We start from the raw sequence: 23,614 nt of genomic DNA on the forward strand, positions 1-23,614 counted from the left end.
CGCGCCGCGAGCGCGGCGGGGGACGGTCCTCGACCAAGGCTTTGCCATCGGCGGCAGGTCGGCGGACCGGTGGCGGGGCGCCCCGACCATACGGTTCTGCCAGTCCCGACGTCGCTGGGAGATCGTGTGTCGTCCATCGCGCCCGGCCGCCGCCCCGCCGGCCTGGCCCGCCTTGGCTCGTTCTGCGCCCGCCACCCCGGCTGGGTGCTCGCCGCGTGGCTCGTCCTGCTGGTGGCCGCGCTCGGCGGCCGCAAGGCCGTCGCCCCCGTCTTCAGCGACCAGGTCAGCCTGCCCGGCACCCGGTCCGACACCGGCGCCGGCCTGCTCGCCGCGTCCGACCCCGCCGCCGGCCGGCCCAGCGGGGTCGTGGTGTTCCACGTCGGCACCGGCACCGTGGCGGCGCACCGGCAGGCGGTCGACCAGAGCCTCGACGACCTGCGCGCGCTGCCGCACGTCACCGGTCTCTCCACCCCGCTGACCAGCACCGACGGCCGGACGGAATCGGCCACCGCGGCGTTCGACGAGCCGCTGAAGAAACTCGGCCACGGGTACACGAGGCACCTCGACGACGCGACCGCCCCGGCCCGTGACGCGGGCGTCGGGGTCGGGTACGGCGGGGACTTCACCCAGATCGTCCGGCCGCCCGCGAACGACCTCGCGAGCGAGCTCGTCGGCATCGGCGCCGCGCTGGTCATCCTGCTCCTCGCGTTCGCCAGCGTCGGAGCGGCCGTGACACCGCTGGTCACCGCCCTGATCGCGGTGGCCGTGGGGACGGGCGTGGTCGGCGTCGTCGCGGGCGTCATCACCTTCGCGACCGCCGCGCCGACCCTCGCGACCATGCTCGGGCTCGGCGTCGGCATCGACTACGCGCTGTTCCTGACCACCCGGTTCCGCCAGGACCTCATCGACGGCCGCCCGCCGGTCGAGGCCGCCGGACGGACCGCGGGCTCCAGCGGCCACGCCGTCGCGGTCGCGGCGCTCACCGTCGCCGTGGCGCTGCTCAGCCTCTACGCCAGCGGCCTGTCGTTCATCGGGAAGCTCGGCCTGGCCGCGACGATCGCCGTCCTGATCAGCGCCGCCGCGGCGATGACCCTCGTCCCGGCCGCGCTCGGGCTGACGGGCCGCCGCATCGACCGGCTCTCGGTCCGCGCCCCCGTCGCGGAGTCCTCCCGCGGCCGCGACGCCTGGCGCCGGTACGCCGCGGTGATCGAAAACCGCCCGTGGACGTTCCTCGTCGCCGGCCTCCTGCTGCCCGTCGTGTGCGCGGTGCCGGTGTTCTCCATGCGCCTCGGGCATGTCGACGCGGGCGCCGACCCGTCCGGTAGCGCCACCCGCCACGCCTACGACTGGATCGCCGGCGCCGGCGGTCCCGGGTTCGGGCCGGGCGCGAACGGCCCGTTCACCGTCGTCACGGACGTCCGGCACGCGACCGTCCCGGCGAGCCAGATCAGCGCCGATCTCTCGCGCGCGCTCCAGGGGACGCACGGGGTCGCCGGCGCCACCCAGCCGCAGCCGAGCCCGGACGGCGCGCTCCTCGTCTCCACCGTCACGCCCACCACGGGGCCTCAGACTTCGGCGACGTCCGACCTGTTCCGCACGCTGACCGACCGGACGCTGCCCGGCGCCCTGCGCGGCACCGGCGCGAAGGCCTACCTCACCGGCAGCAAGGCCGCGCAGCTCGACTTCCGCGACACCGTCGCGCGGCGCCTGCCGATCATCATCGGGATCGTGCTGGTCCTGGCGTACCTGCTGCTGATGGCCGTCTTCCGCAGCCTGGTGATCCCGCTCAAGGCCGTCGCGCTGAACCTGCTCACCACCGCCGCGTCGTGGGGCGCGCTCGTCGCGGTCTTCCAGTGGGGGTGGGGGGACGCGGTGCTGGGCCTTCCCAAGGGGGTGCCGATCGAGTCCTACGTGCCGATGATGATGTTCGCGATCGTCTTCGGCCTGTCGATGGACTACGAGATCTTCCTGCTGTCGCGGATGGCGGCCGGGTGGCGCGAGACCCGGGACAACACCCGCGCCGTGGCCGGCGGGCTGGCCGTCACCGGCCGGGTCATCTCCAGCGCCGCCCTCATCATGACGGTGGTGTTCCTGTCGTTCACCGCGTCACCCACCGTCGTGGTGAAGATGCTGGCGCTGGGCCTGGCCTTCAGCGTCATCCTCGACGCGACCGTCATCCGGCTCGTGCTGGTGCCCTCGCTCATGTTCCTGATGGGCGGATCGAACTGGTGGATCCCGCGCCGCCTGGACCGCCTGCTCCCCCGCCTACACGCCTGACGCGTTCCCGCTTCGCGGGCCGTGCCGGCGGATCGTCTCGGCGACGATGCCGGCGGTCACCCGCAACGGGGCGGTGTCGTGGCCGGTGCGGCTCAGGATGAGGGCTCCCTCGAACGCGGCGAAGACGTAGGTCGCCAGGTCGTCCGCGGGTTCGATGCCCTCGGACGCGAAGCGCCGCGCCGTCGCGGCGCGCCAGCCGGCGAACACGTCCGCGCAGGCGTGGCGCAGCGGCTCGCTGGTGGTGGCCGCCTCCAGCGCGACGGTGGCGATCGGGCAGCCGTCGGCCCATCCCGACGTCTCCAGGGCTTCGGCGCTGAGCCGGAACATGTCGCGGACGGCCTCGTCCGCGCCTCCCTCGGCCCGCTCGTAGACGATCTCGAAGAGCCGCAGGTAGCGCGCGCCCGAATGGCCGACGGTCTCGATGCCGAGCTGCTCCTTCCCGCCGGGGAAGAAGTGGTAGAGCGAGCCCCAGGGCGCCTCCGCCTCCGCGGTGACCTGCTTCAGCCCGGTCGCCGCGTACCCCTGCTCGCGGAACAGTCGCGCCGCCGCCTCCAGCAGCCGCGCCCGCGTGTCGGAACCCATGCCGGCAGCCTAGCCCTTGCTCTCGCTAGATCGATCTATCTAGTATCGCTCGGCATGATCCGCACCGCGCGCCACGGCGACGTCCACCTGATCACCCTCGACCGCCCCGACCGCCGCAACGCCGTCGACGGCCCCATGGCCGAGGCGCTCGCCGACGCCGTCGGCGGCGCCGAACGCGACGAGGAGGTCCGCGCCATCGTCCTCACCGGCGCCGGCGGCGCCTTCTGCGCGGGCAACGACCTCAAGGCCATGGCGGCGGGCGACTTCCCCGTCCCCACCCCGGACGGCCCGCCGCCCATGCGCGTCACCCGCACGCCCCCGGCCAAGCCAGTGATCGCCGCCGTCGAGGGCTACTGCTTCGGCGGCGGCTTCGAGCTCGCCCTCTGGGCCGACCTGCGGGTCGCGTCCACGACCGCCGAGTTCGGCACCCTCAACCTGGCCCGCGGCCTGCCGTGCCTGGACGGGGCGACCGTGCGCCTCCCCCGCCTCGTCGGCCAAGGCCGGGCGCTCGACATCCTCCTGACCGCGCGGCGCGTCCCCGCCGACGAGGCCCTCGCCTACGGCCTCGTCGACCGGCTGGCCGAGCCCGGCCGGGCGCTGGAGCAGGCCCTGGAACTGGCCGGCGCGGTGGCGCGCCTGCCGGTCGAGGCGCGGAACGCCGCGCGCCGCTCCGTCCTGGAACAGTGGGCCTTGCCGGAGGACGAAGCGGCCGGGAACGAAGCGCGCCTGGCCCTCGGGTCGTGACGCTCCGGGGCGCCAGGGGTTCCAGGGGTTCGCAAATGCCGGGCTGCTTGCATGCCGACGCTTATTGCGAATAGCTTGCAATAAGCCCTCTGTCTCCCGGGAGCGGAGCCCCCGCCATGCCCCCACTGGTGCCGGCCACCGGACCGCAGCGCGTCATCGCGGCGTCGAACTTCGTCTACACCGTCGGCAGCGGCCTCTACCTGACCGCCGGAGTCCTGTACTTCACCCAGGCCGTCCATCTCCCGGCGGGTCAGGTGGGGCTCGGCCTCAGCCTCACCGGCCTCGTCTCGCTCGGCCTCGGCATCGCCGCCGGCCACCTCGCCGACACCCGCGGAGCGCGCGGCGTCTACGCGGCCTCCCTCGTCGTCCAGGCGGCGGCGACGGCCGCGTTCCTGCTGGCGGACGCCTTCTGGCCGTTCGTCCTCGCGGTCGGCGCCGCGACCGGTGCCAAGGCCGCGGGGCTGGCCGCCCGCAGCCCGCTGATCAGGCATTACGGCGGGGACCGGCCGCAGGAGTTCCGTGCCGTCCTGCGCGCGCTGACCAACGTCGGGATCTCCCTCGGCGCGCTGCTGGCGGGCTGGGCCGTCCAGGTCGGCACCCTGCCCGCCTACCGCCTTCTCGTCATCGGGAACGCGGTCGCCTTCACGGCGTCCGCGGCGGTCCTGATCCTCCTGCCACCGGTGGCGCCCGCGCCCGCCGCGCGCGGGCCCCGCTGGATCGCCCTGCGGGACCGGCCCTACCTCCTCCTCACCGCGCTCGACGGCGTCATGGCCGTCCAGTTCAAGGTGCTCACCGTGGCGCTCCCGCTCTGGCTGGTCGGGGCCACGGACGCGCCGCGCTGGCTCGTCTCCGGGGCCATGGTCGCCAACACCCTCATCGTCATCGCCTTTCAGGTGCGGGCCAGCCGCCGCATCGGCTCCCCCGCCGCGGGCGGGAACGCCTACCGCCGGTCGGGAGCGGCCTTCCTGCTGTCCTGCTCGCTGATCGCGCTCGCCGCGGGCGTCCCGGCGTGGACGGCGGCGCTGCTGCTCATGTCCGGGGTCGTGGTCCACACGGTCGGCGAGCTGTGGCACGCGGCGGGCGGCTTCGAGGTGTCGTTCGCCCTCGCGCCCGACCACGCCACCGGCCAGTACCTGGGCGTGTTCGGCCTGGGCGCCGGGCTGGCCGAGGCGGTCGGGCCGGGGCTGCTCATCGCGCTCTGCATCACGTGGGGGCGTCCCGGGTGGTACGTGGTGGGAGCGCTGTTCGCCGCCACGGGCCTGGCCGCGCCGGCGGCCGTCCGCTGGGCGGAGCGGCGGCGCGCGCGAGCGGACCCCGCCCGGCCCCCGAAGCCGCTGCGGCCACCTGACCTGGGGCGGTGCTGAGGTGGCGGGTCGTCAGCGCGACGTCCAGATGGCGATCGCCAGGGCGGCGCGGTCCTCGAAGTCGAGGGGGTCGCGGCCCGTCAGCGCCTGGATCCGGGACAGCCGGTGGCGCAGCGTGCTGGGGTGCAGGGACAGCGCGCGCGCCGTCGCGCCGACCGCGCCGCCCCGGTCGAGGAAGGCGCGCAGCGTCTCGACGAGCCGCCCGCCGTGCGCCTCGTCGTAGTCGGCGAGCGGACGGGCGATCTGGTCGGCGAACGGGGCGATCTGCTCCGGGTCCAGCCGTCCGAGCAGCGCCCGGAACGTGGCGAGGCCGGAGGCGTGCACGACGCCGCCGGTGCGGCGCGCCGCGTCCAGCGCGGCCCGCGCCTCCGCCAGCGACCGCGGCAGGTCCCGGAGGGGGCCGGGGGTGCCGATGCCGGCCACGTCCGTCCCCGCGTACTCGTCCCCCGTGATCATGAGCGCGACGTCGTCGTCCAGGCCGAGGACGCCGGGCGCGCCGGACGCCTCGGGCGCGTCCGCGGCCGGCATCGCGACCGCGACCAGCAGGTCCGGGTCGAGCCCCGCCTCCTCGACCCGCGCGCACAGCGTCTCCGGCGACGCCAGCCCGTGCTGGATCTCGTACAGCAGCCGGCCGGTCTCCTCCCGCTCGTCCCACTCCTCGCGGGTGGACGCGAGCCGCTCGGCGAACCACTCGGAGAAGCCGAGGAACGGGACCCCGTCCGGGACCTCGACCAGCGGCAGCCCGAGCCGCTCGCAGTGCCGGCGGAGCGCGTCCGGGACGGCCTCGGTGACGTCGCCGACGCCGTAGGCGATCGCGCCGGCGCGTCCCGCCTTCACCGACGTCGCGAACGCGGCGCACGCGTCCGCGTCCCGCAGGGCCGCCCCGACCGTCAGGACGACCTCGTGTCCCCGCAGATAGGGGGCGGGATCGAGCAGCTCGGTCGAGTGCGCGGAGCGGATCGGCCGGTCCAGCCCGGCGGACCCGGCGACCAGCCGCAGCCGGAAGCGCGGGACCTCCAGGAGGTGCCGGACGGTGAGGCGCGGCATCGCGGGATCGCTGGTCACACCGTCACCTTCTCACCCCGCCCCGGCGGGGCGGACGGGCCGGGCGCCACCTTCCGGCGAAGGTCACGGCAAGCCCCGCGTCCGGCAGTGCATTTGGCCAAGAATCGGCCATGACCCTTGCCACCTGGGCTAATGCCGGGTTTGCCTGGGTGCTCAGGAGATGGGGAGTGCGCATGCGTGAGCGAGTCGCGCTCGTGACCGGGGCGGCCGGCGGGATCGGCGGCGCGATGGTGCGCGAGCTGGCGGGACGCGGCTGGACGACGGCCGCGCTCGACCTGGGCCCGGCCCCCGACGCCGCCTACACGGCCGGGGTGGACGTCGCCGACCCCGACCAGGTCACCGCGGTCGTCCGCCGGATCGAGCGGGAGATGGGCCCGATCGAGGCGGCGCTGTGCGCGGCGGGGCACTACGCGATCGTCCCGGTGTCCGACATCGCCTGGGCGGACTGGACCCGCATGCTCCGGGTCCATCTGGGCGGGCTGGTGAACGTGTGCCGGGCGGTGACGCCCGGGATGGCGGAGCGCGGGCACGGCGCCGTCGTCGGCGTCGCGGCGGGCCTCGCGCTGGGCGGCGGCGACGCGGAGGCGCACTACGCGGCGGCGAAGGGCGCGGTGATCGGGCTGGTCCGGTCGCTGGCGGCGGAGCTCGCGCCGTCCGGCGTGCGGGTGAACGCGGTCGCGCCGGGCCCGACCGACACACCGCTGCTGCCGCCCGACTCGCCCTGGCGCCGCCCCGCCTTCGTCCAGGCCCTGCCGACGGGCCGGCTGGCGTCCGCGGAGGAGATCGCGCTCGCCGCGGCGTACCTGGTGGAGGACGGGACGTTCTGCGCCGGCGAGGTCCTGTCCCCCAACGCCGGGGCGGTGATCTGATGACCCTCGCGCTGGTCACCGGCGCCGGCGGCGGCCTCGGCGCCGCCGTCGCGCGGCGGCTGGCGGCGCAGGGGCACCTCGTCGCGCTGAACGACCGCCCGGACCGTCCCGTCGGCGAGCTCGCCGCCGAGCTGGACGGCATCGCCGCGCCCGCCGACGTGTCCGACCCCGACGCCGTCCGCGACATGGTCGAGCACATCGAGCGCCGAACCGGCGACCACATCGGGATCCTCGTCGCGAACGCCGCGCACACCACCCTCGCCCCGTTCGCCGAGCACGACCTCGACGACTGGTGGCGGGTCGTGGACGTCAGCCTCGGCGGGACGTTCGCGTGCGCGCAGGCCGTCCTGCCCGGGATGGTGGAGCGCGGCGGCGGCCGGATGGTCCTCGTCTCCTCCGAATGGGGCGTGACCGGACGGCCCGACGCGACGGCGCACTCGGCGGCCAAGGCGGGGATCATCGCGCTCGCCAAGTCGCTCGGCCGCGAGCTCGCCCCGCTCGGCATCGCCGTCAACGCGATCGCGCCCAGCATCATCGGCACCGGGCTGATGGAGGTGGACGCGGCGGCCGCGGGCGTCACCGGCGAGGAGATCCGGGCCCGGTACGCGGCGCGGGTGCCGCTCGGCCGGATCGCCGCCCCGGAGGAGATCGCCGCGGCGATCGCGTTCCTGGCCGACGACCGGCTGCCCGCGCTCGTCGGCCAGATCCTGCACGTCAACGGCGGCACGACGCGCACCCGCGCGTGAGCCGGCGCGCCGGTCAGTCCGGGAGGGCCTCGACGGAGCGGCGGACCTGCGCCTCCAGGACGTCGAGCAGGTGCACCGGGAGGTCGATCAGCGACCGCTCCAGCAGGGCCGGACGGTCGGCGACCGACTCGATGGCCCGGCGGCTCTCGGCCTTCGTGAGCGTCCGCCCGTCCGCCTTCCGGAGCGCGATGAGGCCCTCGCGCCAGCCGTTGCCGACCTTGCCGTGCGCGCGCGCGTGAATGTAGGCGAGGACCCGCTCGGCGGCGTCCGCCGGATGGTCGTTCCGCTCGGCCAGGACGAGCGCCATGCCGGACGACGGGGTACCGCGCAGCATGCGCTCGACCCGGTACCCGGGGCCGACCAGCCGCCGGAACTCGCGCTGCCCCTCCGCGTCCCGCAGGAACGACAGGTCATTGCGGCAGACGAGCCCGACGCGCGGCGCGTTGGCGGCCAGCAGCGCCCGGACCGCCGACGCCCCGAACCCCGGATACAGGTTGACCAGCACCGTGCCGTGGCCCTGGAGCCCGCGCGGCAGCGGAGCCGCCATGAACTCGCGCAGCGGGACGCGGCGCCCGGCGGCCTTCGCGGGCCAGCCGTCCCCGACCAGCAGCGGATCCTCGGCCGAGGCGAGCTCGACGACGCGCGCGGCCGCCGCGTCGTCCAGGGCACCGGTGCCCGCCTCCACCGACTGGGCGCCGTGCGTGTACATCGCGGCGCGCGGATCCTCGGCCGCGGCGCGGACGGCCCCGGCGGTCCGCTTCGTGGGACGCAGCACGTACAGGGCGGCCGTGCTGCCGATCGCCTGCGCCCCCACATACCGGTTGAAGCCCGGCAGCATCGCCTCGTACGCCAGATGCAGCGGGTTCAGCGCCTTCTGCACGGCCAGCCCGAGCGCCGGCTGCTGCTCCCCGTACCCGTACGCGACCAGCACCCGCCCGTTGCGCTGGTCCCCGAGCCCCTCCAGGCCCCGGGCGACGAACAACCCCACGCCCTCCGGCGTGTACGGCGGATCGGTGAACACGAGCTGGGACGACTCCCGCAGCGACGCCGGAAGGCCGAGCCGCAGGTCGGCGGCGTAGCAGCGGACGTCCCAGCCCCGTCGCGACGCCTCGCCGTCGATGAACGCCAGCAGCCGCTCGTCGATGTCGGCCACGCTCACCCGCAGGCCCTCAGCGCCGCCCGCGGCGAACAGGCCGAGCGAGGTCAGATCATGATCACCGACGCACAGCACGTGCGCGCCGCGCAGGTCGAAGCCGTCCAGCATGAACCGGGCCCGCTTCAACACGGTCTCCGCGGTCGCCGGCACATGGTCCAGCGCCTGCACGGGAGGCGGCGCCGCGCCGACCAGCGCGTCCATCACCGCGAGAGACGCGGGATCGCGGCGGACCCGCTCCGCCCACGGATCCGGGACGTCCACCTGCTCCCCGAACAGCTCGCGGTACTCGCCGACGTACCGCTCCGCGATCCGCCGCCCGTCCCCCTCGGCCTCCAGATGCGCCCCGAGCGCTCGGAACACCGCCTCGACCGTCCGCCGCGACGTGCCCGTCCGCGACACGGCCTCCTCGACCGTGTGGAACCCGCCGTCGGCGAGCAGCAGCCCGATCCGGTCGACGCGCCGCGCGTCGATCCCGAACCCGGCCCGCAGCTCGCGGACGGCCTCCGTAGCCGGGCTCGCCGGGTCGCCATCTGTCATGTGCGGGCCTGATCCGTTCCGACGGGGACGAGTGCGCACCGATCCTATTGACGAGGGCGCCGCCGCGCCCCGCACGACCGGCGTGGCACGATCCTGTCATGCCGATCGACCAGCACCTGCTCGCCGCGTTCCTGCTGACCTCGATCATCGCGATGCTCGTGCCCGGCCCGGACATGCTCTTCATCCTCGGCTGCGGCATGCGCGGCGGTCCCCGCGCCGGCCTGCTCGCCACCGCCGGCGTCGCGACCAGCGAGGCCGTCCACGTCGCCGTCGCCGCCGCGGGACTGACCGCCCTCTTCGCCGCCGTCCCGATCGCGTTCACGACCGTCCGCCTCGTCGGCGCCGCATACCTCGTCCTCCTCGGCGTCCAGACCATCCGCCACCGCAACGACCAGGACGACGCCCCCGCCGCCGCGCCCTCGAACCGCCGCGCCTACCTCAACGGCCTGGTGACCAACCTGCTGAACCCCAAGATGGTCACCTTCACCATCGCGTTCCTCCCCCAGTTCATCAATCCGGAACTGGGCCGGGTCTGGCTCCAGTTCACCTGCCTCGGCGCCATTCTGATCGCCCTCGAATTCCTCGTGGACGGCACGGTCGGCGTCCTCGCCGGCCGGATAGGCGAATGGCTCCGCCGCCGCCGGACCGCCCGCCGCCGCCTCGACGTCGCGACCGGCTCCCTCTTCATCGGCCTCGGCCTCCGCCTGGCCGCCAAACCCTGACGTCGCCAAGATCCGGCCGCCCGAATGGGATCACGCCGCCCCTCCGAATTGCACCATCCCTGACGCCCGGTCAAGCCGTATGACAGAGTCGACGGCGCGAGGGACCAGCATGACGGGAGCTGGAGGGGACACCGCAATGCCGCCTGTCGATCCGAGGTCGGTACCGCCCGGCGCCTACGGCAACTGGCCGGGCCTCAACCAGACCGGCAAACTCCGCGTCGACCGCGCCCGCCTCCGAGCCATCGCCAAACGCCTCGAATCCGACCTCGAAGACCTCCTCGACGCCACCAAGGACCTCCACCAGGCCAGCAGCACCCCAGAAGCCGCCTACGGCACCTGGGACGCGGCCCAGAACCTCGTCCCCAGCATCGTGAAAGGCCGCGCCGTGCTGGCCGACCAGCACAGCGCCTTCCTCTCCGAGGCACTGAACACCATCAAGATGCTCCGCCGAACCGCGCAGGTGTACGACGACGTCGAATCCGAACTCGAACGCCGCGTCTCCGCCGTCAGAGCACAGCTCGAGAGCACCCCCGATCCCACCGCCCCCCGCACCAAGGACTCACCACGTCCAGGCCCGGGGTCGCTGAGATAACGGAGGTCGAAGTGACGAACCAGTACACGTACTTCCTGCGTGACGGGGCCCCGACCGGGTCACCGGGCCGGTACGACCGAGCGAGCATCCTCCGGTACCTGAAGTCCAGTGATCCCGGTGCCGTGACGGAGGCCGGGGAGGCCTACCTCCGCTTCGCGGCGGCCTACGAGAAGCTCACGCCGAAGCTCGCCAAGATCGGCCAGGATCTCAACGACGCCTGGAACGGCACGGACGCCGCCGCCGCTCAGGAACAGCTGCGGAACCTGTGGGCGTCGAGCCACACGATCGGTGCCGCGTCCAGGGACTTCGGAACGGCCGTCGAACGCCATGGCTCCGAATACCTGGCCTGGTACAAGAACAACATGCCCCAGCCGAAGGACGACGCCGAGGCGCGTTCCTGGATGCAAGGCGCGAACGAACGCATCACCGAGACCTGGAGCGCCATCCCCCCGAGCATCTCCACACCGCTCGATATGAGGCGGCGCGACCACGGGGCTCCGATCAGCACACCGCCCGCCGGAGGTTCCGGCGGCTCCGGAAGTCCGGGGAGCGGTGGCTCGGGGGGATCCGGAGCCGGTGGCGCGGGAGGCCTTCACGGGATCTCGCCCGGGTCCTCCTCCAACGGTCCGGCCGGATCCGGTTCTCCCGGAGCCGTATCCCCCGCACCGGGGCTCGGCGTCCCCGGGAACCCGGGTCAGGCCCATCCCGGAGCACAACCCGGCTCGGTGCCGAGTTCGCCAGGAACCGGCAATCCCGCGAACCCCGGTACGGACCTGTCAGGCGTTCACCCTCCCGGGACTGGCGGCCCGAACGGCGACGGACCTGGACTCCCTGCAGACTCCGCCTCTCCGTCCACATCGCCGCTCTCGCCAAGTGCCGGATCACAGCGGCCGGGTGGGGGAACCATTTACCCCGGCATGCCCGGTGGGACCGGCCTGGCCCCGCTCCGGGGAGGCACCGGCCTCCCCGCAGGCGGCACGATCGGCGTCCCTCGAGGCGGAAACGCCCTCGGCGTCGGAGAAGAGCCGCCCATCGGCGGGCCGAGCGCAAACGGCGCCCTCGGAAACGGGCGCTTTCGAAACGGCGTGATCGGCCGGGGCACGATCAACCCCGGCACAGCCGCACAAGCGGAGGCCCTGCAGGAATCCGCCACGGCGCGCTCCGGATCCGCGGCCATGGGACCGATGACCGGTGTGGGCGGATCAGCGCAGCGGAATCGAGAGCGCGATCGCCAGGCATGGGCGAGCGAGTCTCCGGAGCTGTGGGAAGACGACACCGAGGTCTCACCGAGCGTTCTGGGAGCCGCCGACAAGCGGCCGGCGGAAGGGACCTGACCACCGTGCAAGGCGACCGGCCGCCATACCGAGCAAATGGGCGCTGGCAAAGCCTCGTGAGGACTTCTCACCGCGTCGCGGCCGCGGTGGCGGCGGCGAGCCTGGTCGCCGCCACCGCCTCGCCGGCAGTCGCGGACCTGCAACCCCGCGAGGATGAATGGTGGTTCTCCGCCTGGGACGTCCAGAAATCCGTCTGGCCGCTGTCGAAGGGCTCCGGTGTCACGGTGGCCCTTCTCGACAGCGGAGTGGACGCAGGAATTCCAGAACTCTCCGGTGTCGTCCTCAAAGGGACGGACACGGCCGGCGGCAAGAGCGACGGCCGTAAGGACATGGACATCTTCGAAGACGGTCACGGCACCTCACTGGCCGTCATGATCGCCGGCCGGGGCGGCGGGAACAGCGGCTACGTCGGGATCGCCCCGGAGGCCAAAATTCTTCCCGTGCATGTAACGATCGGGGACGTGCCGGGCTCCCCCGTGGGCATCACCGCAGCCCTCACCAATGGAATTCGGTTCGCCGTGGACAAGGGCGCCAAGGTGATCAATCTGTCCATCGGGGCCGGAGCGGACGGCATCCCCCACCAATGTCCGGATAAGCTCCTGGACACCATCGGATACGCGATAAAGAAGGACGTCGTCATCGTTGCCAGCGCAGGCAACAGCGGCACAACGATCAATTCCCCAGAGGCTCCCGGTTCTTGTCCGGGAGTCCTCGCCGTCGGCGGCATCGAATCCGATCTTCGCCCCTGGGAGAAGACCCAACGCCAGCCCTACGTCGCCCTCGCGGCCCCCGCGAGCGGATCGGTGTTCGTTGGAAGAGGCGACAAGCTCTACCGCAGCACGCCGGGAACCAGTGCTTCCGCGGCGTTGGTTTCGGGGGCGGTGGCGTTGGTTCGGGCGCGCAATCCGAGCATGTCGGGGCGCACCGTCGTTCAGCGGCTCCTTGCCACGGCGCTGCCGATCAACAAGCCCGTCCCCGACGAGGCGACCGGGTACGGCGCCATCCGCATCGCCCGCGCCATGGACCCTCGGAAGTATCCAGTGCCGGCGGACGCACCCAACCCCGTCTACGACAGGTTCGACCAGTTGCAGGGGACGGCGGGCAAGACAGCGGCACCCGCAGCCTCGACCACCGAAGCCCGCAAGGCGGGCAGCGGAACCTCGCCTGCCGTTTACGCCGCCGTCACGGGTCTGGCAGCACTCCTGATCGGCGGCCTTGTCCTCCTCTGGCTCAGAACTCGTAACCGCCGACCAGTGGCATGAGTGGCGGGGGAACCCTAAGCAGGCTGCTTTGAGAACGCACATTAGGGGTTTTCGTCGGATCGTCGCCGCGGGTTCGGCGATGGCACTGGTCGTCCTCGCTGCCTCACCTGCTTCGGCGGAGCTTCGACCGCGTAATGACGAGTGGTGGTTCTCCTCCTGGGACGTCCAGAACTCCGTGTGGCCGCTGACAAAGGGCGCCGGCGTCACGGTCGCTCTTCTCGACACGGGCGTGGACGCACGCGTCCCGGAGCTCTCTGGTGCCGTCCTCAAGGGCACAGACACCGCGGGCGGCAAGACCGACGGCCGTAAGGACCTGGACACGAAGCTGGACGGCCACGGCACCTCGATGGCCGTCATGATCGCGGGTCGGGGCGGTGGGAACAGCGGCTACGTGGGCATCGCGCCGGACGCGAAGATCCTCCCCGTGAGCGTCATGGTCGATGACGTCTGGCGGTCCGACATGAACCCCACGGACGCCGTGGCGAACGGAATCCGTTTCGCCGTCGACAAGGGCGCGAGGGTGATCAACCTGTCCTTCGGCGGCGGCTCAGCCGAGATTCCCCATCAATGCCCCAAGAAGCTTCTCGACACTGTCGCCTACGCGCTCGCGCATGATGCCGTTCTCGTTTCCAGTTCCGGGAACGACGGAAAGACCATCAACTCCCCGGAGGCTCCCGGATCCTGTCCGGGGGTCGTCGCCGTGGGCGGCATCAACTCTGATCTGCGCCCTTGGGAAAAGACACAGCGCCAGCCCTATGTCGCCATCGCAGCGCCCGCAAGCGGATCGGTATTCGTCGGAAGAAACGACAAGATCTACAGCGGCGAGGAGGGGACGAGCGGAGCTGCGGCGTTGGTTTCGGGGGCGGTGGCGTTGGTTCGGGCACGCAATCCGAGCATGTCGGGGCGCACCGTCGTCCAGCGGCTCCTTGCCACAGCGCTGCCGATCAACAAGCCCGTCCCGGACGAGGCGACCGGCTACGGCGCCATCCGCATCGCCCGCGCCATGGACCCTGGGAAGTATCCAGTGCCGGCGGACGCGCCCAATCCCGTCTACGACAGGTTCGACCGGTTGCAGGGGACAGCGGGCAAGACAGCGGCACCCGCAGCCTCGACCACCGAAGCCCGCAAGGCGGGCAGCGGGACCTCACCTGCCGTTTACGCCGCTGTCGCGGGGGTGGGGGTGCTGCTCGTCGGTGGGCTGGCCTTCGTCTGGCGCCGGGTTCGTTCTAGAGGTTGAGGCGGGTTAGGTAGGTGTGGGTGGAGGCGGCGTCGCCGGTGTGGGCTCGGTAGCCGTCGGGGCGGACGAGGACGAGGGTCGGGGCGGTGATGCCGTAGGCGGCCTCCGCTTCGGGGTTGGCGGTGATCGGGACGGTGCCGACGGCGGGGCCGCAGGCGGGGGCGGGGGTGTTGAACGCCAGCAGGGTGAAGTGGGGGCCGCGGAAGGCGTCGAAGAGGGTGGTGCCGTCCGCGAGGGGGGCGTTGGGGGCGCGGGTGCCGCCGTGGGGGCCGGACGAGAGCGGGCTGTCGGGGTAGGCAAGGAGGAGCTGCTGGGTCTCCTCGCCGCGCTTGTGGGCGTCGGCCTGGCCTTCGGCGGCCTTCCGGTAGAGGGCGGTGCTGATGCCGAGGACGCCGGCGGCGACGGGCAGGCGCTCCTCCTCGTAGGTGTCGAGGAGGGACGGGGACGCGCCGGACAGGACGGCGGCGAGCTTCCAGCCGAGGTTGTAGGCGTCCTGGACGCCGGTGTTGAGGCCCTGGCCGCCGGCGGGCGAGTGGACGTGGGCGGCGTCGCCGGCGAGGAAGACGCGGCCGGCGCGGAACCGTTCGGCCATGCGGATGTTGACGCGGTAGACCGACGCCCAGCCGAGGCCGGTGAGGCGGATGTCGTCGCGGCCGCTGCCGTCGGCGAGGTGCCGCTGGTAGGTGGCGAGGGTGAGGTCGGGGTCCTCGCCGGGGGCGAGGACGGAGGTGAACTGGAAGTCGGACGTGCCGGGCAGCGGGCAGAGGCCCACGCCGGGGGTGCGGGTCTCCAGGTCGGCCCACATGTGCCAGTGGTCACGGTCGAGGTCGGGGGTCCGGACGTCGCCGATGAGCATCCGCTCCTCGTCGCGGGTCTCGCCGAGGAAGGGGACGCCGAGGGCCTTGCGGACGGTGCTGCGGCCGCCGTCGGCGCCGACGAGGTAGGCGGCGCGGACGGTGGTGCCGTCGGTGAGGTCGGCGGTGACGCCGTCGGCGTCCTGGGTGAAGCCGGCGAGGCCGACGGGGTCGACGCGTCCGCCGAGGGCGGCGAGGCGGTCGCGGAGGATCTGCTCGGTCCGCCACTGCGGCACCATCAGGACGTTCGGGTACGGCACGTCGGGCGTCGGCTCGGCGGGCTCGTGCATGCGGCCCTCCCAGACGACGTCGGCGCCGGAGTAGGCGCGCAGCGGCGGGTACGGGGCGCCCGCCGCGCGGACGGCGTCGATCACGCCGAGGTCGTCGAGGACCTCCAGGGTGCGGGGCTGGAGGCCCTTGCCGCGCGAGCCGGCCGGCCGGCGGGGGTCGACGAGGCGGTGCGGGACGCCGCGGCGGGCGAGGTCGATGGCGAGGGTGAGGCCGGTCGGGCCGGCTCCGGCGATGAGGATCATGCGCCCCAGGGTGGGCGGGGGTGCTGGCAGATCGCTGGCAGGGCGCTGGCGGCCGTCAGTCGCGCTCGTAGCGGTAGCCGCGGCCCCGGAGGGTGGTGATGCTGCCGGGGTCGGCTCCCTGCTGGGCGAGCTTGCGGCGCAGGGCGGAGATGTGCACGTCGAGGGTCTTGGTGGGGCCGAACCAGTTGGTGTCCCAGACCTGGTCGATGAGGTCCTCGCGGGTGACGACCTCGCCGGCGCTGGACACCAGCCGGGCGAGCAGGTCGAACTCCTTCGGGCGCAGCGCGATCTCGGTGCCGGCGTAGCTGGCGCGGCGGGCGGCGAGGTCGAGGGTGAGGCGGCCGGCGGTGACGAACCGCTCGTCGGACCGTCCGGCGCTGCTGCGGCGCAGGTGGGCGCGGAGCCGGGCCATCAGCTCGGTGAGCCGGAACGGCTTGGTCAGGTAGTCGTCGGCGCCGGCGTCGAGCGCGACGACGACCTCGAACTCCTGGGTGCGGGCGGTGAGGACGACGATCACCGCGTCGCGCAGCACGGTGCGGAGCCGCCGGCAGAGGGTGACGCCCTCGATGTCGGGGAGCCCGAGGTCCAGCAGGATGAGGTCGGGGGCGCGGCGGGCCGCGCTGTCGAGGGCGTCGCCGCCGGTCGCGGCCCAGTCGGCCTCGTAGCCGTGCGCGGCGAGGGCCTCGGCGAGCTCGCTGCCGATGGCCTCGTCGTCCTCCACGACGAGCACGTAGGGTCCGGCCATGGTCCCGATGTTACGGACGGGGGCGGTCACGTGCGGGCCGGGATGCCGGCCGTCCGGGCGCCGGGACGCCGGGACGGGCAGAACGAGCCGCGGGTGGTGGAGGTGACGACGTCGGTGACGACGTCGACGACCTTGCCGAGCCGCGAGCCGGGCCCGCCCGCGCAGTCCCGGTGGACGCGGACCGCGTGGCCGAGCCCGACACCGGCCAGCGCCGTGACGATCAGTACGCCGATGAGCAGCCTGCGCATGATCGTGCCTCCCCCTCTCGACGCCGGCGTCTGGACGCAACCTAGTCCGGAGCGCGTCATCGGCGGCTGTGCGGTGGGTTAGGGCGTCGCTTACCTTGCCGGGACGCGGGCGCGGGGCGGGTACGGCACGCCCGGACCGCGGTTATCCTCCGGGCGGGAGGCGACTGTGGACGCGGTTCCGAGGACGGCGCCGCTGCGGCGCAGGCTGCTGGTCACCATCGCGGGGATCACCGCGGTGGCGGTGCTGCTGCTGATCGTCCCGCTGGCGGTGGCGGTGCAGCGGCTGTACCGCAGCGAGGCGCAGACGAAGCTGGAGCGGGACGCGACGCGGGTCGCGGCGACGGCGCCGGACGACGAGGCGCGGCATCCGCGTCCGATCCGGCTGCCGGAGGGGCTGAACGAGCGGCTGCGGGTCGGGATCTACGGCATCGACGGGCGCCGGCTGGCCGGGGAGGGCCCGCCGTACTCGCGGGCGGCGGCGCAGGCGAGCGACGGGCGGCTGCACCAGCGCGACGAGCACGGCCGGCTGGTGGTGACGGCGCCGATCCCCTCGGACGAGGGGGTGACGTCGGCGGCGCGGGTGAGCATGCCCGAGCGGGTCGTCGCGCGGCGGATCGAGCGGGCGTGGTGGGTGATGGCGGCGCTCGCGCTGCTGATCATCGGGTTGGCGGCGTTCGTGGCGCGGTACCAGTCGCGGCGGCTGGCGCGGCCGCTGGAGCGGCTGACGCTGGCGGCGCAGGCGCTCGGGGACGGCGACTTCACCGTCCGGGCGCAGTCGTCGGGCGTGCTGGAGGCGGACGAGGCGGGCCGGGCGCTGGAGGTGACGGCGCGGCGGCTCGGGTCGATGCTGGACCGGGAGCGGGCGTTCAGCGCGGACGTGTCGCACCAGCTGCGGACGCCGCTGACGGGGCTGCTGCTCGGGCTGGAGTCGGCGCTGGAGCGGCCGGGCGCGGACCTGGCGGCGGCGGTGCGGACGGCGGTGCGGCGCGGGGAGCACCTGCGCGACATCATCGACGACCTGCTGAGCCTGGCGCGGGACGCGGGGCCGAACCGGGAGCGGCTGGACGTCGCGGGGGTGCTGGAAGAGCTGCGGCGGCGGCCGTCGGACGGGCGGCCGCTGGAGGTGGCGGCGCGGGGACCGCTGCCGGAGGTGCACGCGTCGGCGTCGGCGGTGCGGCAGATCCTCGGGGTGCTGCTGGACAACGCGCAGGTGCACGGCGCGGGGCGGGTGACGGTGGAGGCGAGCGACATCGGCGGCGGCCTGGCGATCGACGTGTCGGACGAGGGGCCGGGCGTCACCGAGGCCGAGGACATCTTCGCGCGGCGGCACTCCGGCGGCGAGGGGGACGGCGGGCGGGACGGCGGGCACGGGATCGGGCTGGCGCTGGCGCGCGCGCTGGCGGAGGCGGAGGGCGGCCGGCTGGTGCTGCGCCGCCCGTCCCCGCCGATCTTCACGCTGCTGCTGCCGGCGTCCGAACCGGTCGCCGACGAGGGCGCCTGACCGGGACGCCCCGCCGGGCAGGCCGATGCGCCGACCGGGCAGGCCGATGCGACCGCCGGGCGGCCCCCGGCCGCCCGGCGGGCCTCACTCGGCCTTGAGGTGGACGCCGAACCAGCGGAGCGTGGCCGGGACCATCCGGCGGAACGTGCGGTAGTTGTGGCCGCCGGACGGCAGGAACAGGCTGTCGGCCCGCATCGGCGGGCGGATCCCGGCGAGGAACCGCTCGTTCTCCGGGAACGTCTTCTCCCCCACCCGGCAGGACGCGACGAGCAGCGAGATCGGCGGTGCGGGAAGGTGCTTCTCGCGCCACAGCAGGTTGCTCTCGTTCTGCAGGTTCTTGTTGCCGTCGAACAGCTTGCCGGTGGTGAGGTCCTGGATCGTGGAGAAGTAGCCGGACAGCGACGCCGCCGCCGAGTACCGGTCGGGGTGCTTCATCGCGATCTTGGTGGCGCAGAACCCGCCGGTGGAGTCGCCCATGACGCCCCACCCGGCGCGGCCGACGGCGACCCGGTAGTGGGCCTGCATCGCGAGCGGCACGTCGGTGGCGAAGAAGCTCTCGACCTGCGGCCCGCCGGGCACGTCCGCGCACTCGGTGTCGCGGGGCGGCGCCTCCGTCGGCCGCATCAGCACGTAGATCGCGGGCGGCACGCCGGCCCGCTCGCCCTGCCGGACGAGGTCGGGGAAGCGCATCGTGTGCAGCAGCGCGGTCGGGTGCCCCGGGTAGCCGGTCAGCACGATGACCACGGGGAAGCGCGTCCGCGCGTACGCGGGCTGGTAGTACTGCGGCGGGAGCAGCACGTAGGTCTCGGCGCTCAGGCCCGTCGCCTGGCCCTGGAAGCGGTATTCCTCGGTCGCTCCGGAGACGGCCGGATCGCGTTTCGCGGCGGCGGTGCCGATCCTTTTGATCGTCGCGGTGTCGATCTGCTTCACCGGGCCGCCGGCCTTCGCCATGACGTGCTTGATCTTGGCGGGCGCGGCATTGGTGGCGAACAGGTCGTCCCAGCCGGAGTAGAACTCGAAGTGCGCGTTGACCGCGACGAGCACGGCGAGCAGCGTGACGCCCTGGGTGCCGACGAGCAGTCCGATCCTGGCGGCGACGGGGACGGGCCCCGAGCGCGCGCCGCGCGGCCACCACCACACGGTGAACACGAACAGGACCGCCACCACCAGGAACAGCAGTGCGATGAACCCGCCTCCGGTGAGTCCCATGCCCTCCCCCTAAGGCAGTTCGGTCTTCGTCCGACCGCCAAGTTAGCCGCCACCGCATCAGCCGCATGACAACGCCGGGTTAGCTCCGCGTTAACCCGTCCAAGGACGGATCGAATGGAATGCCGCCTGATCTTGATGTGAGGTATATGGGGAATTTATTTCGCGCTGCTATGATCGGGTTATCGGCGAATAGGCTGCCTTTCTCGAACGCGGGCCCGCGGAACCCGGCTCACGAATGCCGGGGCCACCGGGCCGGACCCGCGGAGCCGGAGAGGAAAGGCAGGCCATGGAAGAAGGACGGCCCAGCAGGACCGCGCTGTCGGCCGCGGCGGCGCGCGCCGCGCACCCGCTGGTGGACGAGCGGCCCCTCATCTTCGCGGACCCGCTGGTCGCGCGGCTGCTCGGCGGCCTCGCTGACGAGATGATCGGCTACCACCGGGGCAGCGGCGACCACATCATCCTCGCGGGCACCCGCGCGATCACCACCGTCCGCAGCCGCTACGCGGAGGCGCGGACCGGCGCCTTCGACCAGTACGCCGTCCTCGGCGCGGGGCTCGACACCTACGCGTTCCGCGCGCCGGAGGGAATGCGCGTTTTCGAGGCCGACCATCCGGCGACGCAGGAGTGGAAGAAGGGCCTGCTGGACGCCGCCGGGATTCCCGTCCCGGGGAACGCCGCGCTCGTTCCGGTCGATTTCGAGGAGCCGGACGGGCCCGTCCCGAAGCTGGCCGCCGCCGGCTTCGACACCGCCCGTCCGGCGCTGGTGAGCTGGCTCGGCGTCAGCTACTTCCTCACTCGCGACGCCGTCGCGGGCACGCTCGCGGAGATCGGCCGCCTCGCGCCCGGCACCGAGCTCGTCATGGACTACGCGCTGCCGCCCGGCCTGCGGGACGCCGAAGGCGACGCCTACGCCGAGGTCGCCGCGCAGGTCACGCGGGACGCGGGCGAGCCGTCCCGGTCCCGGTTCGCGCCGGACGAGGTCGACGCGCTGCTCCGGGAGCACGGCTTGGACGTCGTCGAGAACCTCACCCTGGAGCGGGCCGTCCCGCCGGAGGCGTGGCGGCGCAGCGACGCCCTCCGCCCCTTCGACTACTTCCGTCTCCTCCGCGCCGTCGTCCGCTGAGGCGCGGCGAGCCGTCGTCATCCGGCGCGTCAGGACGGCGGCTCGCCGCAGGTCAGTGCTGTGCGGGGCCGTGGAGGCGGACGGCGCTCAGGGCGAGCGCGATCTCCACCAGGTCGCGGGGGTGGGCCAGGGTCCGGCCGGTGAGCTGCTCGATCTTGCGGAGCCGGTTCAGCACGGTGTTGCGGTGGCAGAACAGCCGGTCGGCGGCGCGGGCCGCGGAGCCGTCGCAGTCCAGCCAGGCGGTGAGGGTCGCGAGCAGCACGTCCCGGAACGCGGGGTCCACGCCGGTGAGGCCGCCGAGCGCGACGTCGCCGAGCCGGCCGGCCAGCCGCGGCTGGGACAGCACCAGCGCGTCGGGGAGGCGCCGGTCGAGGCGCGCGATCTGGGAGCCGGGGCCGCGGCAGGTCCGCAGCGCCAGCTCGGCCAGCCACCGCGCCCCGCCCAGCTCGGCGAGGCTGTGCACGACGGGGCTGACGCCGGCGTGGGAGCGGGCGTAGGGGCGGACGGCGCAGACGAGGTCGTCGAGCTCCGCGGTGCCGAGCGCGACCAGCGCGACCTGCGCGTCGGCGCGCAGCCGCCAGATGAACCGCATCCCGCCGATGTCGCCGGGGCGCCGGTCCCGGCCGCCCGTGAGCTCGCCGGAGAGCTCGCCCGCGAACCCGCCCTCGGCGCCCAGCATCACCACCGCGTACCGTCCCGACGCCGGCAGCCCGAGGACGGACGCGGCGGTGGCGAGCAGCCCGCCGTCCGCGCCCTGCCCGTCCAGCAGCGCGTCCACGATCGCCTGGACGCGCTCCTCGCTGCGCCGCGCCAGCGACAGCTCGGTCTGGTGGTAGGCCGCGGCGGCCGCGCCGGACTGCTCGTCGATGGTGTCCCAGGTGCGGGTCGCCTGCCGGACGAGCGCCGGCACGTTGCCGGGGTCGTGCCGCCCGACGACCTCGACGACGGCCTCCCAGAACACCCGCCCGGCGAGCCGGTAGGAGCGCAGGAGCTGGTCGAGGGGCTGCCCCTGGTGGGCGCGGCGCCGGCCGAGCCGGCGCGCCCAGTCCAGGTCGGTGCGGCCCCGGCCGGGGTCGAGGATCACCTCGAAGCCGTGCCCGAGGCCGACCCGGCACACCTCCCACAGGTCGCCGCGCAGCTGCTCGGAGCGGTCGCCGTCGTCGCCGGACAGGATCTCGGCGGCGAGCCGGTCGGCGAGGTCGGGCAGCCGGTCGGTCAGCCGCGCCACCGCCTTGCGCAGGACCGCCCGGTCCGCGTCCGCGCGGCCCGGCTCCCGGTCCCGGTCCTGGCCGGCGCGCTCCTGCCCGGCGCGGTCCTGGCCGGTGGAGTCCTGGCGGGCGGGGGCGCGGTTCGCCGGTTCCCGGTGGGCGGGGTCCCCGCGGAGGGCGTCCCGGCCCTCGGCGTCCGCGCGGTCCGTGGTTCCCGACCGGCTCGCCGTCATCGCCCGCCACCTCCGGCACAACGCAGGGGGCCTCATCGTGCCACCATGCGTACTCTGGTACCACCGGTCCCGCGCCGCACTGTGCCGGTGCACAATCGCGGGCCCGTCCCGTTGCGCGGCCGCCCTGAAACAGAACCGGGCTCTGGACCGTCCGGCCGCTGCGTGCTCCTCTGCTCACCATGGGTGTGTTGTCTGGACACGATCGGCTGTACGGACGCGACCGGGAGCTCCGGGTCGCCGAAGGGCTCCTCGGCCGGGCGCGCGGCGGGCACGGCGGAGCGCTGACCGTCGTCGCCGACGCGGGCATGGGCAAGACGGCCCTGCTGGACGCCGCCGAACGGACCGCCGCCGAGGGGTTCCGGGTGCTCACGGCCATCGGCGTCCCGGCCGAGGCGGACGTCCCGTACGCGGGGCTGCACCGGCTGCTGCGGCCCCTGTCGGACCTGGTCGGGGAGCTGCCGCCGGCGTTCCGGGCGGCGCTGGCCCCGCTGTCCGGCGGCGAGGCCCCGGCCCCGTTCGTCCTGTACTCGGCGGTCTGCGAGCTGCTGAGCCTCGCCGCGCGGTCCGGGCCCGTGCTGTGCCGGGTGGACGACGCGCAGTGGCTGGACCAGGTCACGCTGGAGGCCCTCGCGTTCGCAGCGCGCCGCGTCGGGGACGAACCGCTCGCGATCGTCTTCGCCGCGCGCACACAGGCGCCGCTCACCGGCATCCCGCACCTGAGGCTTCCGCCGCTGGACGACGAGGCGAGCCTGCGGATCCTGCAGGACGCCGTCGGCGACACGCTCGGCACCGAGCTCGCGGAGGAGGTCGTCGACCTGGCGAGCGGGTGCGCGCTCGCCGTCCGGGAGCTGGCCGGCGGGCTGACCGCCGCGCAGCTGTCCGGCGGGGCCCCGCCGCCCCGCGCCCTGCCGCCCGGCAGCGTCCTGCGCAGCCTGTTCCGGCGCCGCCACCTGCGGCTCACGCCGGGCGCGCAGCGGCTCGTGCTGATGGTGGCGGCGGACGAGTGGCTCGGCGCGGCGACGGTGGCGCGGGCCGCGCGGACGGCCGGGATCGGCGCGCGGGAGATCGAGGCGGCGCGCGAGTCGGGCCTGCTGCGGCTCGCGGACCACGCGGTCGCCGGGGACGACGCGGTGGTCGTGCGGGACCGGCTCGTCCGGTCGTCGCTGTGGGCGGAGGCGTCGCGGGCCGAGCGGCGGGCCGCACACGCGCTGCTCGCGCAGGTGCTGGTGCAGGACTGGCAGCGGCCGTCGCTGATCTGGCACCGGGCGGCGCTGTCCGGCGAGGCCGACGACCGGATCGCCGACGAGCTGGCGGAGGCGGCGTCGCGGTCCCGCCGGGCGGGCCGGTACGGCGACTCGTGGCAGGCGTGGCAGCGCGCCGCCGCGCTGACGTCGGAACGCGGCGCGCGCGCGGACCGGCTGCTGTCCGCCGCCACCGACGCCTGGGCGAGAGGCCGCGCGCGCCGGGCGCGGG

The 23,614-nt window shown here is 74.2% G+C and carries 21 protein-coding genes; 13 read left to right on the forward strand and 8 right to left on the reverse strand.

The genetic code is table 11. The annotated features are described in order from the left end of the window. Window positions 1-126 precede the first annotated feature (126 nt). Window positions 127-2,277: an MMPL family transporter gene (locus ABZ914_RS11335; protein WP_500192889.1), complete on the forward strand. Its 2,151-nt coding sequence runs from the start codon at window positions 127-129 to the stop codon at window positions 2,275-2,277. On the opposite strand, the gene ABZ914_RS11340 is transcribed toward ABZ914_RS11335, so the two are convergent. Then, a complete protein-coding gene (locus ABZ914_RS11340) occupies window positions 2,266-2,859 on the reverse strand; it encodes a TetR/AcrR family transcriptional regulator (protein ID WP_500192890.1) in 594 nt (197 codons plus the stop codon). The two genes, ABZ914_RS11335 and ABZ914_RS11340, sit on opposite strands and share 12 nt — an antisense overlap. Window positions 2,860-2,913: 54 nt before the next feature. On the opposite strand from ABZ914_RS11340, the gene ABZ914_RS11345 reads away from it, so the two are divergent. Both ABZ914_RS11345 and ABZ914_RS11350 read left to right on the forward strand, forming a co-directional pair. After that, the gene (locus ABZ914_RS11345) at window positions 2,914-3,603 is read left to right on the forward strand and encodes an enoyl-CoA hydratase-related protein (RefSeq protein WP_500192891.1); all 690 of its coding nucleotides are present in this window, start codon (window positions 2,914-2,916) and stop codon (window positions 3,601-3,603) included. A 116-nt stretch (window positions 3,604-3,719) separates the two neighbouring features. After that, entirely contained in the window at window positions 3,720-4,967 is a 1,248-nt protein-coding gene (locus ABZ914_RS11350; protein WP_500192892.1) for an MFS transporter, read from the forward strand. Window positions 4,968-4,979: 12 nt separating this feature from the next. Here ABZ914_RS11350 and ABZ914_RS11355 read toward each other — a convergent pair whose 3' ends face one another. Continuing rightward, complete coding sequence (locus ABZ914_RS11355) at window positions 4,980-6,032, reverse strand: PucR family transcriptional regulator (protein WP_500192893.1); 1,053 nt, start codon at window positions 6,030-6,032, stop codon at window positions 4,980-4,982. A 173-nt stretch (window positions 6,033-6,205) separates the two neighbouring features. On the opposite strand from ABZ914_RS11355, the gene ABZ914_RS11360 reads away from it, so the two are divergent. Together ABZ914_RS11360 and ABZ914_RS11365 are read left to right on the forward strand one after the other, a co-directional pair. After that, on the forward strand, window positions 6,206-6,901 hold the full coding sequence (locus tag ABZ914_RS11360) for an SDR family NAD(P)-dependent oxidoreductase (RefSeq protein WP_500192894.1): 696 nt from the start codon (window positions 6,206-6,208) through the stop codon (window positions 6,899-6,901). Next, window positions 6,901-7,647, forward strand: a complete 747-nt coding sequence (locus ABZ914_RS11365; RefSeq protein ID WP_500192895.1) for an SDR family NAD(P)-dependent oxidoreductase — start codon at window positions 6,901-6,903, stop codon at window positions 7,645-7,647. Before ABZ914_RS11360 ends, ABZ914_RS11365 begins: the two co-directional genes overlap by 1 nt. 13 nt (window positions 7,648-7,660) lie before the next feature. On the opposite strand, the gene ABZ914_RS11370 is transcribed toward ABZ914_RS11365, so the two are convergent. Continuing rightward, on the reverse strand, window positions 7,661-9,340 hold the full coding sequence (locus ABZ914_RS11370) for a bis-aminopropyl spermidine synthase family protein (RefSeq protein ID WP_500192896.1): 1,680 nt from the start codon (window positions 9,338-9,340) through the stop codon (window positions 7,661-7,663). Between the two features lie 98 nt (window positions 9,341-9,438). On the opposite strand from ABZ914_RS11370, the gene ABZ914_RS11375 reads away from it, so the two are divergent. The 5 genes from ABZ914_RS11375 to ABZ914_RS11395 all read left to right on the forward strand — a co-directional run bounded on the left by ABZ914_RS11375 (window position 9,439) and on the right by ABZ914_RS11395 (window position 14,487). Next, window positions 9,439-10,062 carry a LysE family translocator gene (locus ABZ914_RS11375; RefSeq protein WP_500192897.1) on the forward strand — a complete coding sequence of 208 codons (624 nt, stop codon included), beginning with the start codon at window positions 9,439-9,441 and terminating at the stop codon, window positions 10,060-10,062. A 136-nt stretch (window positions 10,063-10,198) separates the two neighbouring features. Continuing rightward, a complete protein-coding gene (locus ABZ914_RS11380) occupies window positions 10,199-10,654 on the forward strand; it encodes a hypothetical protein (protein ID WP_500192898.1) in 456 nt (151 codons plus the stop codon). Between the two features lie 11 nt (window positions 10,655-10,665). Then, a complete protein-coding gene (locus tag ABZ914_RS11385; protein WP_500192899.1) occupies window positions 10,666-11,988 on the forward strand; it encodes a hypothetical protein in 1,323 nt (440 codons plus the stop codon). Window positions 11,989-12,044: 56 nt separating this feature from the next. Continuing rightward, entirely contained in the window at window positions 12,045-13,250 is a 1,206-nt protein-coding gene (locus ABZ914_RS11390; protein WP_500192900.1) for a S8 family serine peptidase, read from the forward strand. 79 nt (window positions 13,251-13,329) lie between these two features. Next, window positions 13,330-14,487: a S8 family serine peptidase gene (locus ABZ914_RS11395; RefSeq protein ID WP_500192901.1), complete on the forward strand. Its 1,158-nt coding sequence runs from the start codon at window positions 13,330-13,332 to the stop codon at window positions 14,485-14,487. Here ABZ914_RS11395 and ABZ914_RS11400 read toward each other — a convergent pair. The 3 genes from ABZ914_RS11400 to ABZ914_RS11410 are packed head-to-tail and all read right to left on the reverse strand — an operon-like array spanning window position 14,477 to window position 16,867. After that, window positions 14,477-15,874 (reverse strand): FAD-dependent monooxygenase, encoded by a 1,398-nt coding sequence (locus tag ABZ914_RS11400; RefSeq protein ID WP_500192902.1) that lies wholly within the window; start codon window positions 15,872-15,874, stop codon window positions 14,477-14,479. The genes ABZ914_RS11395 and ABZ914_RS11400 overlap by 11 nt on opposite strands. Window positions 15,875-15,929: 55 nt before the next feature. After that, window positions 15,930-16,619: a response regulator transcription factor gene (locus ABZ914_RS11405; RefSeq protein WP_500192903.1), complete on the reverse strand. Its 690-nt coding sequence runs from the start codon at window positions 16,617-16,619 to the stop codon at window positions 15,930-15,932. Window positions 16,620-16,645: 26 nt separating this feature from the next. Next, a complete protein-coding gene (locus ABZ914_RS11410) occupies window positions 16,646-16,867 on the reverse strand; it encodes a hypothetical protein (RefSeq protein WP_500192904.1) in 222 nt (73 codons plus the stop codon). 166 nt (window positions 16,868-17,033) lie between these two features. Here ABZ914_RS11410 and ABZ914_RS11415 point away from each other — a divergent pair, with 166 nt between their 5' ends. Then, window positions 17,034-18,368 (forward strand): sensor histidine kinase, encoded by a 1,335-nt coding sequence (locus tag ABZ914_RS11415; protein ID WP_500192905.1) that lies wholly within the window; start codon window positions 17,034-17,036, stop codon window positions 18,366-18,368. An 84-nt stretch (window positions 18,369-18,452) separates the two neighbouring features. Here ABZ914_RS11415 and ABZ914_RS11420 read toward each other — a convergent pair whose 3' ends face one another. Further along, window positions 18,453-19,577, reverse strand: a complete 1,125-nt coding sequence (locus tag ABZ914_RS11420) for an alpha/beta hydrolase (RefSeq protein WP_500192906.1) — start codon at window positions 19,575-19,577, stop codon at window positions 18,453-18,455. Between the two features lie 286 nt (window positions 19,578-19,863). On the opposite strand from ABZ914_RS11420, the gene ABZ914_RS11425 reads away from it, so the two are divergent. Continuing rightward, window positions 19,864-20,700, forward strand: a complete 837-nt coding sequence (locus ABZ914_RS11425) for a class I SAM-dependent methyltransferase (protein ID WP_500192907.1) — start codon at window positions 19,864-19,866, stop codon at window positions 20,698-20,700. Between the two features lie 52 nt (window positions 20,701-20,752). On the opposite strand, the gene ABZ914_RS11430 is transcribed toward ABZ914_RS11425, so the two are convergent. Further along, window positions 20,753-22,141, reverse strand: a complete 1,389-nt coding sequence (locus ABZ914_RS11430; RefSeq protein WP_500192908.1) for a PucR family transcriptional regulator — start codon at window positions 22,139-22,141, stop codon at window positions 20,753-20,755. A 188-nt stretch (window positions 22,142-22,329) separates the two neighbouring features. Here ABZ914_RS11430 and ABZ914_RS11435 point away from each other — a divergent pair. Next, a partial coding sequence (locus ABZ914_RS11435) for an AAA family ATPase (RefSeq protein ID WP_500192909.1) occupies window positions 22,330-23,614 on the forward strand: 1,285 nt, incomplete at its 3' end.

This window comes from Spirillospora sp. NPDC046719 (genome assembly GCF_040645715.1).
Lineage (GTDB): Bacteria > Actinomycetota > Actinomycetes > Streptosporangiales > Streptosporangiaceae > Spirillospora.

Bases quoted from the DNA above. Each gene is read 5' to 3' on its own strand.
- ABZ914_RS11340 (WP_500192890.1), bottom strand. From the start codon at position 2,859: ATGGGTTCCGACACGCGGGCGCGGCTGCTGGAGGCGGCGGCGCGACTG.
- ABZ914_RS11345 (WP_500192891.1), top strand. From the start codon at position 2,914: ATGATCCGCACCGCGCGCCACGGCGACGTCCACCTGATCACCCTCGAC.
- ABZ914_RS11350 (WP_500192892.1), top strand. From the start codon at position 3,720: ATGCCCCCACTGGTGCCGGCCACCGGACCGCAGCGCGTCATCGCGGCG.
- ABZ914_RS11360 (WP_500192894.1), top strand. From the start codon at position 6,206: ATGCGTGAGCGAGTCGCGCTCGTGACCGGGGCGGCCGGCGGGATCGGC.
- ABZ914_RS11365 (WP_500192895.1), top strand. From the start codon at position 6,901: ATGACCCTCGCGCTGGTCACCGGCGCCGGCGGCGGCCTCGGCGCCGCC.
- ABZ914_RS11370 (WP_500192896.1), bottom strand. From the start codon at position 9,340: ATGACAGATGGCGACCCGGCGAGCCCGGCTACGGAGGCCGTCCGCGAG.
- ABZ914_RS11375 (WP_500192897.1), top strand. From the start codon at position 9,439: ATGCCGATCGACCAGCACCTGCTCGCCGCGTTCCTGCTGACCTCGATC.
- ABZ914_RS11380 (WP_500192898.1), top strand. From the start codon at position 10,199: ATGCCGCCTGTCGATCCGAGGTCGGTACCGCCCGGCGCCTACGGCAAC.
- ABZ914_RS11395 (WP_500192901.1), top strand. From the start codon at position 13,330: ATGGCACTGGTCGTCCTCGCTGCCTCACCTGCTTCGGCGGAGCTTCGA.
- ABZ914_RS11400 (WP_500192902.1), bottom strand. From the start codon at position 15,874: ATGATCCTCATCGCCGGAGCCGGCCCGACCGGCCTCACCCTCGCCATC.
- ABZ914_RS11405 (WP_500192903.1), bottom strand. From the start codon at position 16,619: ATGGCCGGACCCTACGTGCTCGTCGTGGAGGACGACGAGGCCATCGGC.
- ABZ914_RS11410 (WP_500192904.1), bottom strand. From the start codon at position 16,867: ATGCGCAGGCTGCTCATCGGCGTACTGATCGTCACGGCGCTGGCCGGT.
- ABZ914_RS11420 (WP_500192906.1), bottom strand. From the start codon at position 19,577: ATGGGACTCACCGGAGGCGGGTTCATCGCACTGCTGTTCCTGGTGGTG.
- ABZ914_RS11425 (WP_500192907.1), top strand. From the start codon at position 19,864: ATGGAAGAAGGACGGCCCAGCAGGACCGCGCTGTCGGCCGCGGCGGCG.
- ABZ914_RS11430 (WP_500192908.1), bottom strand. From the start codon at position 22,141: ATGACGGCGAGCCGGTCGGGAACCACGGACCGCGCGGACGCCGAGGGC.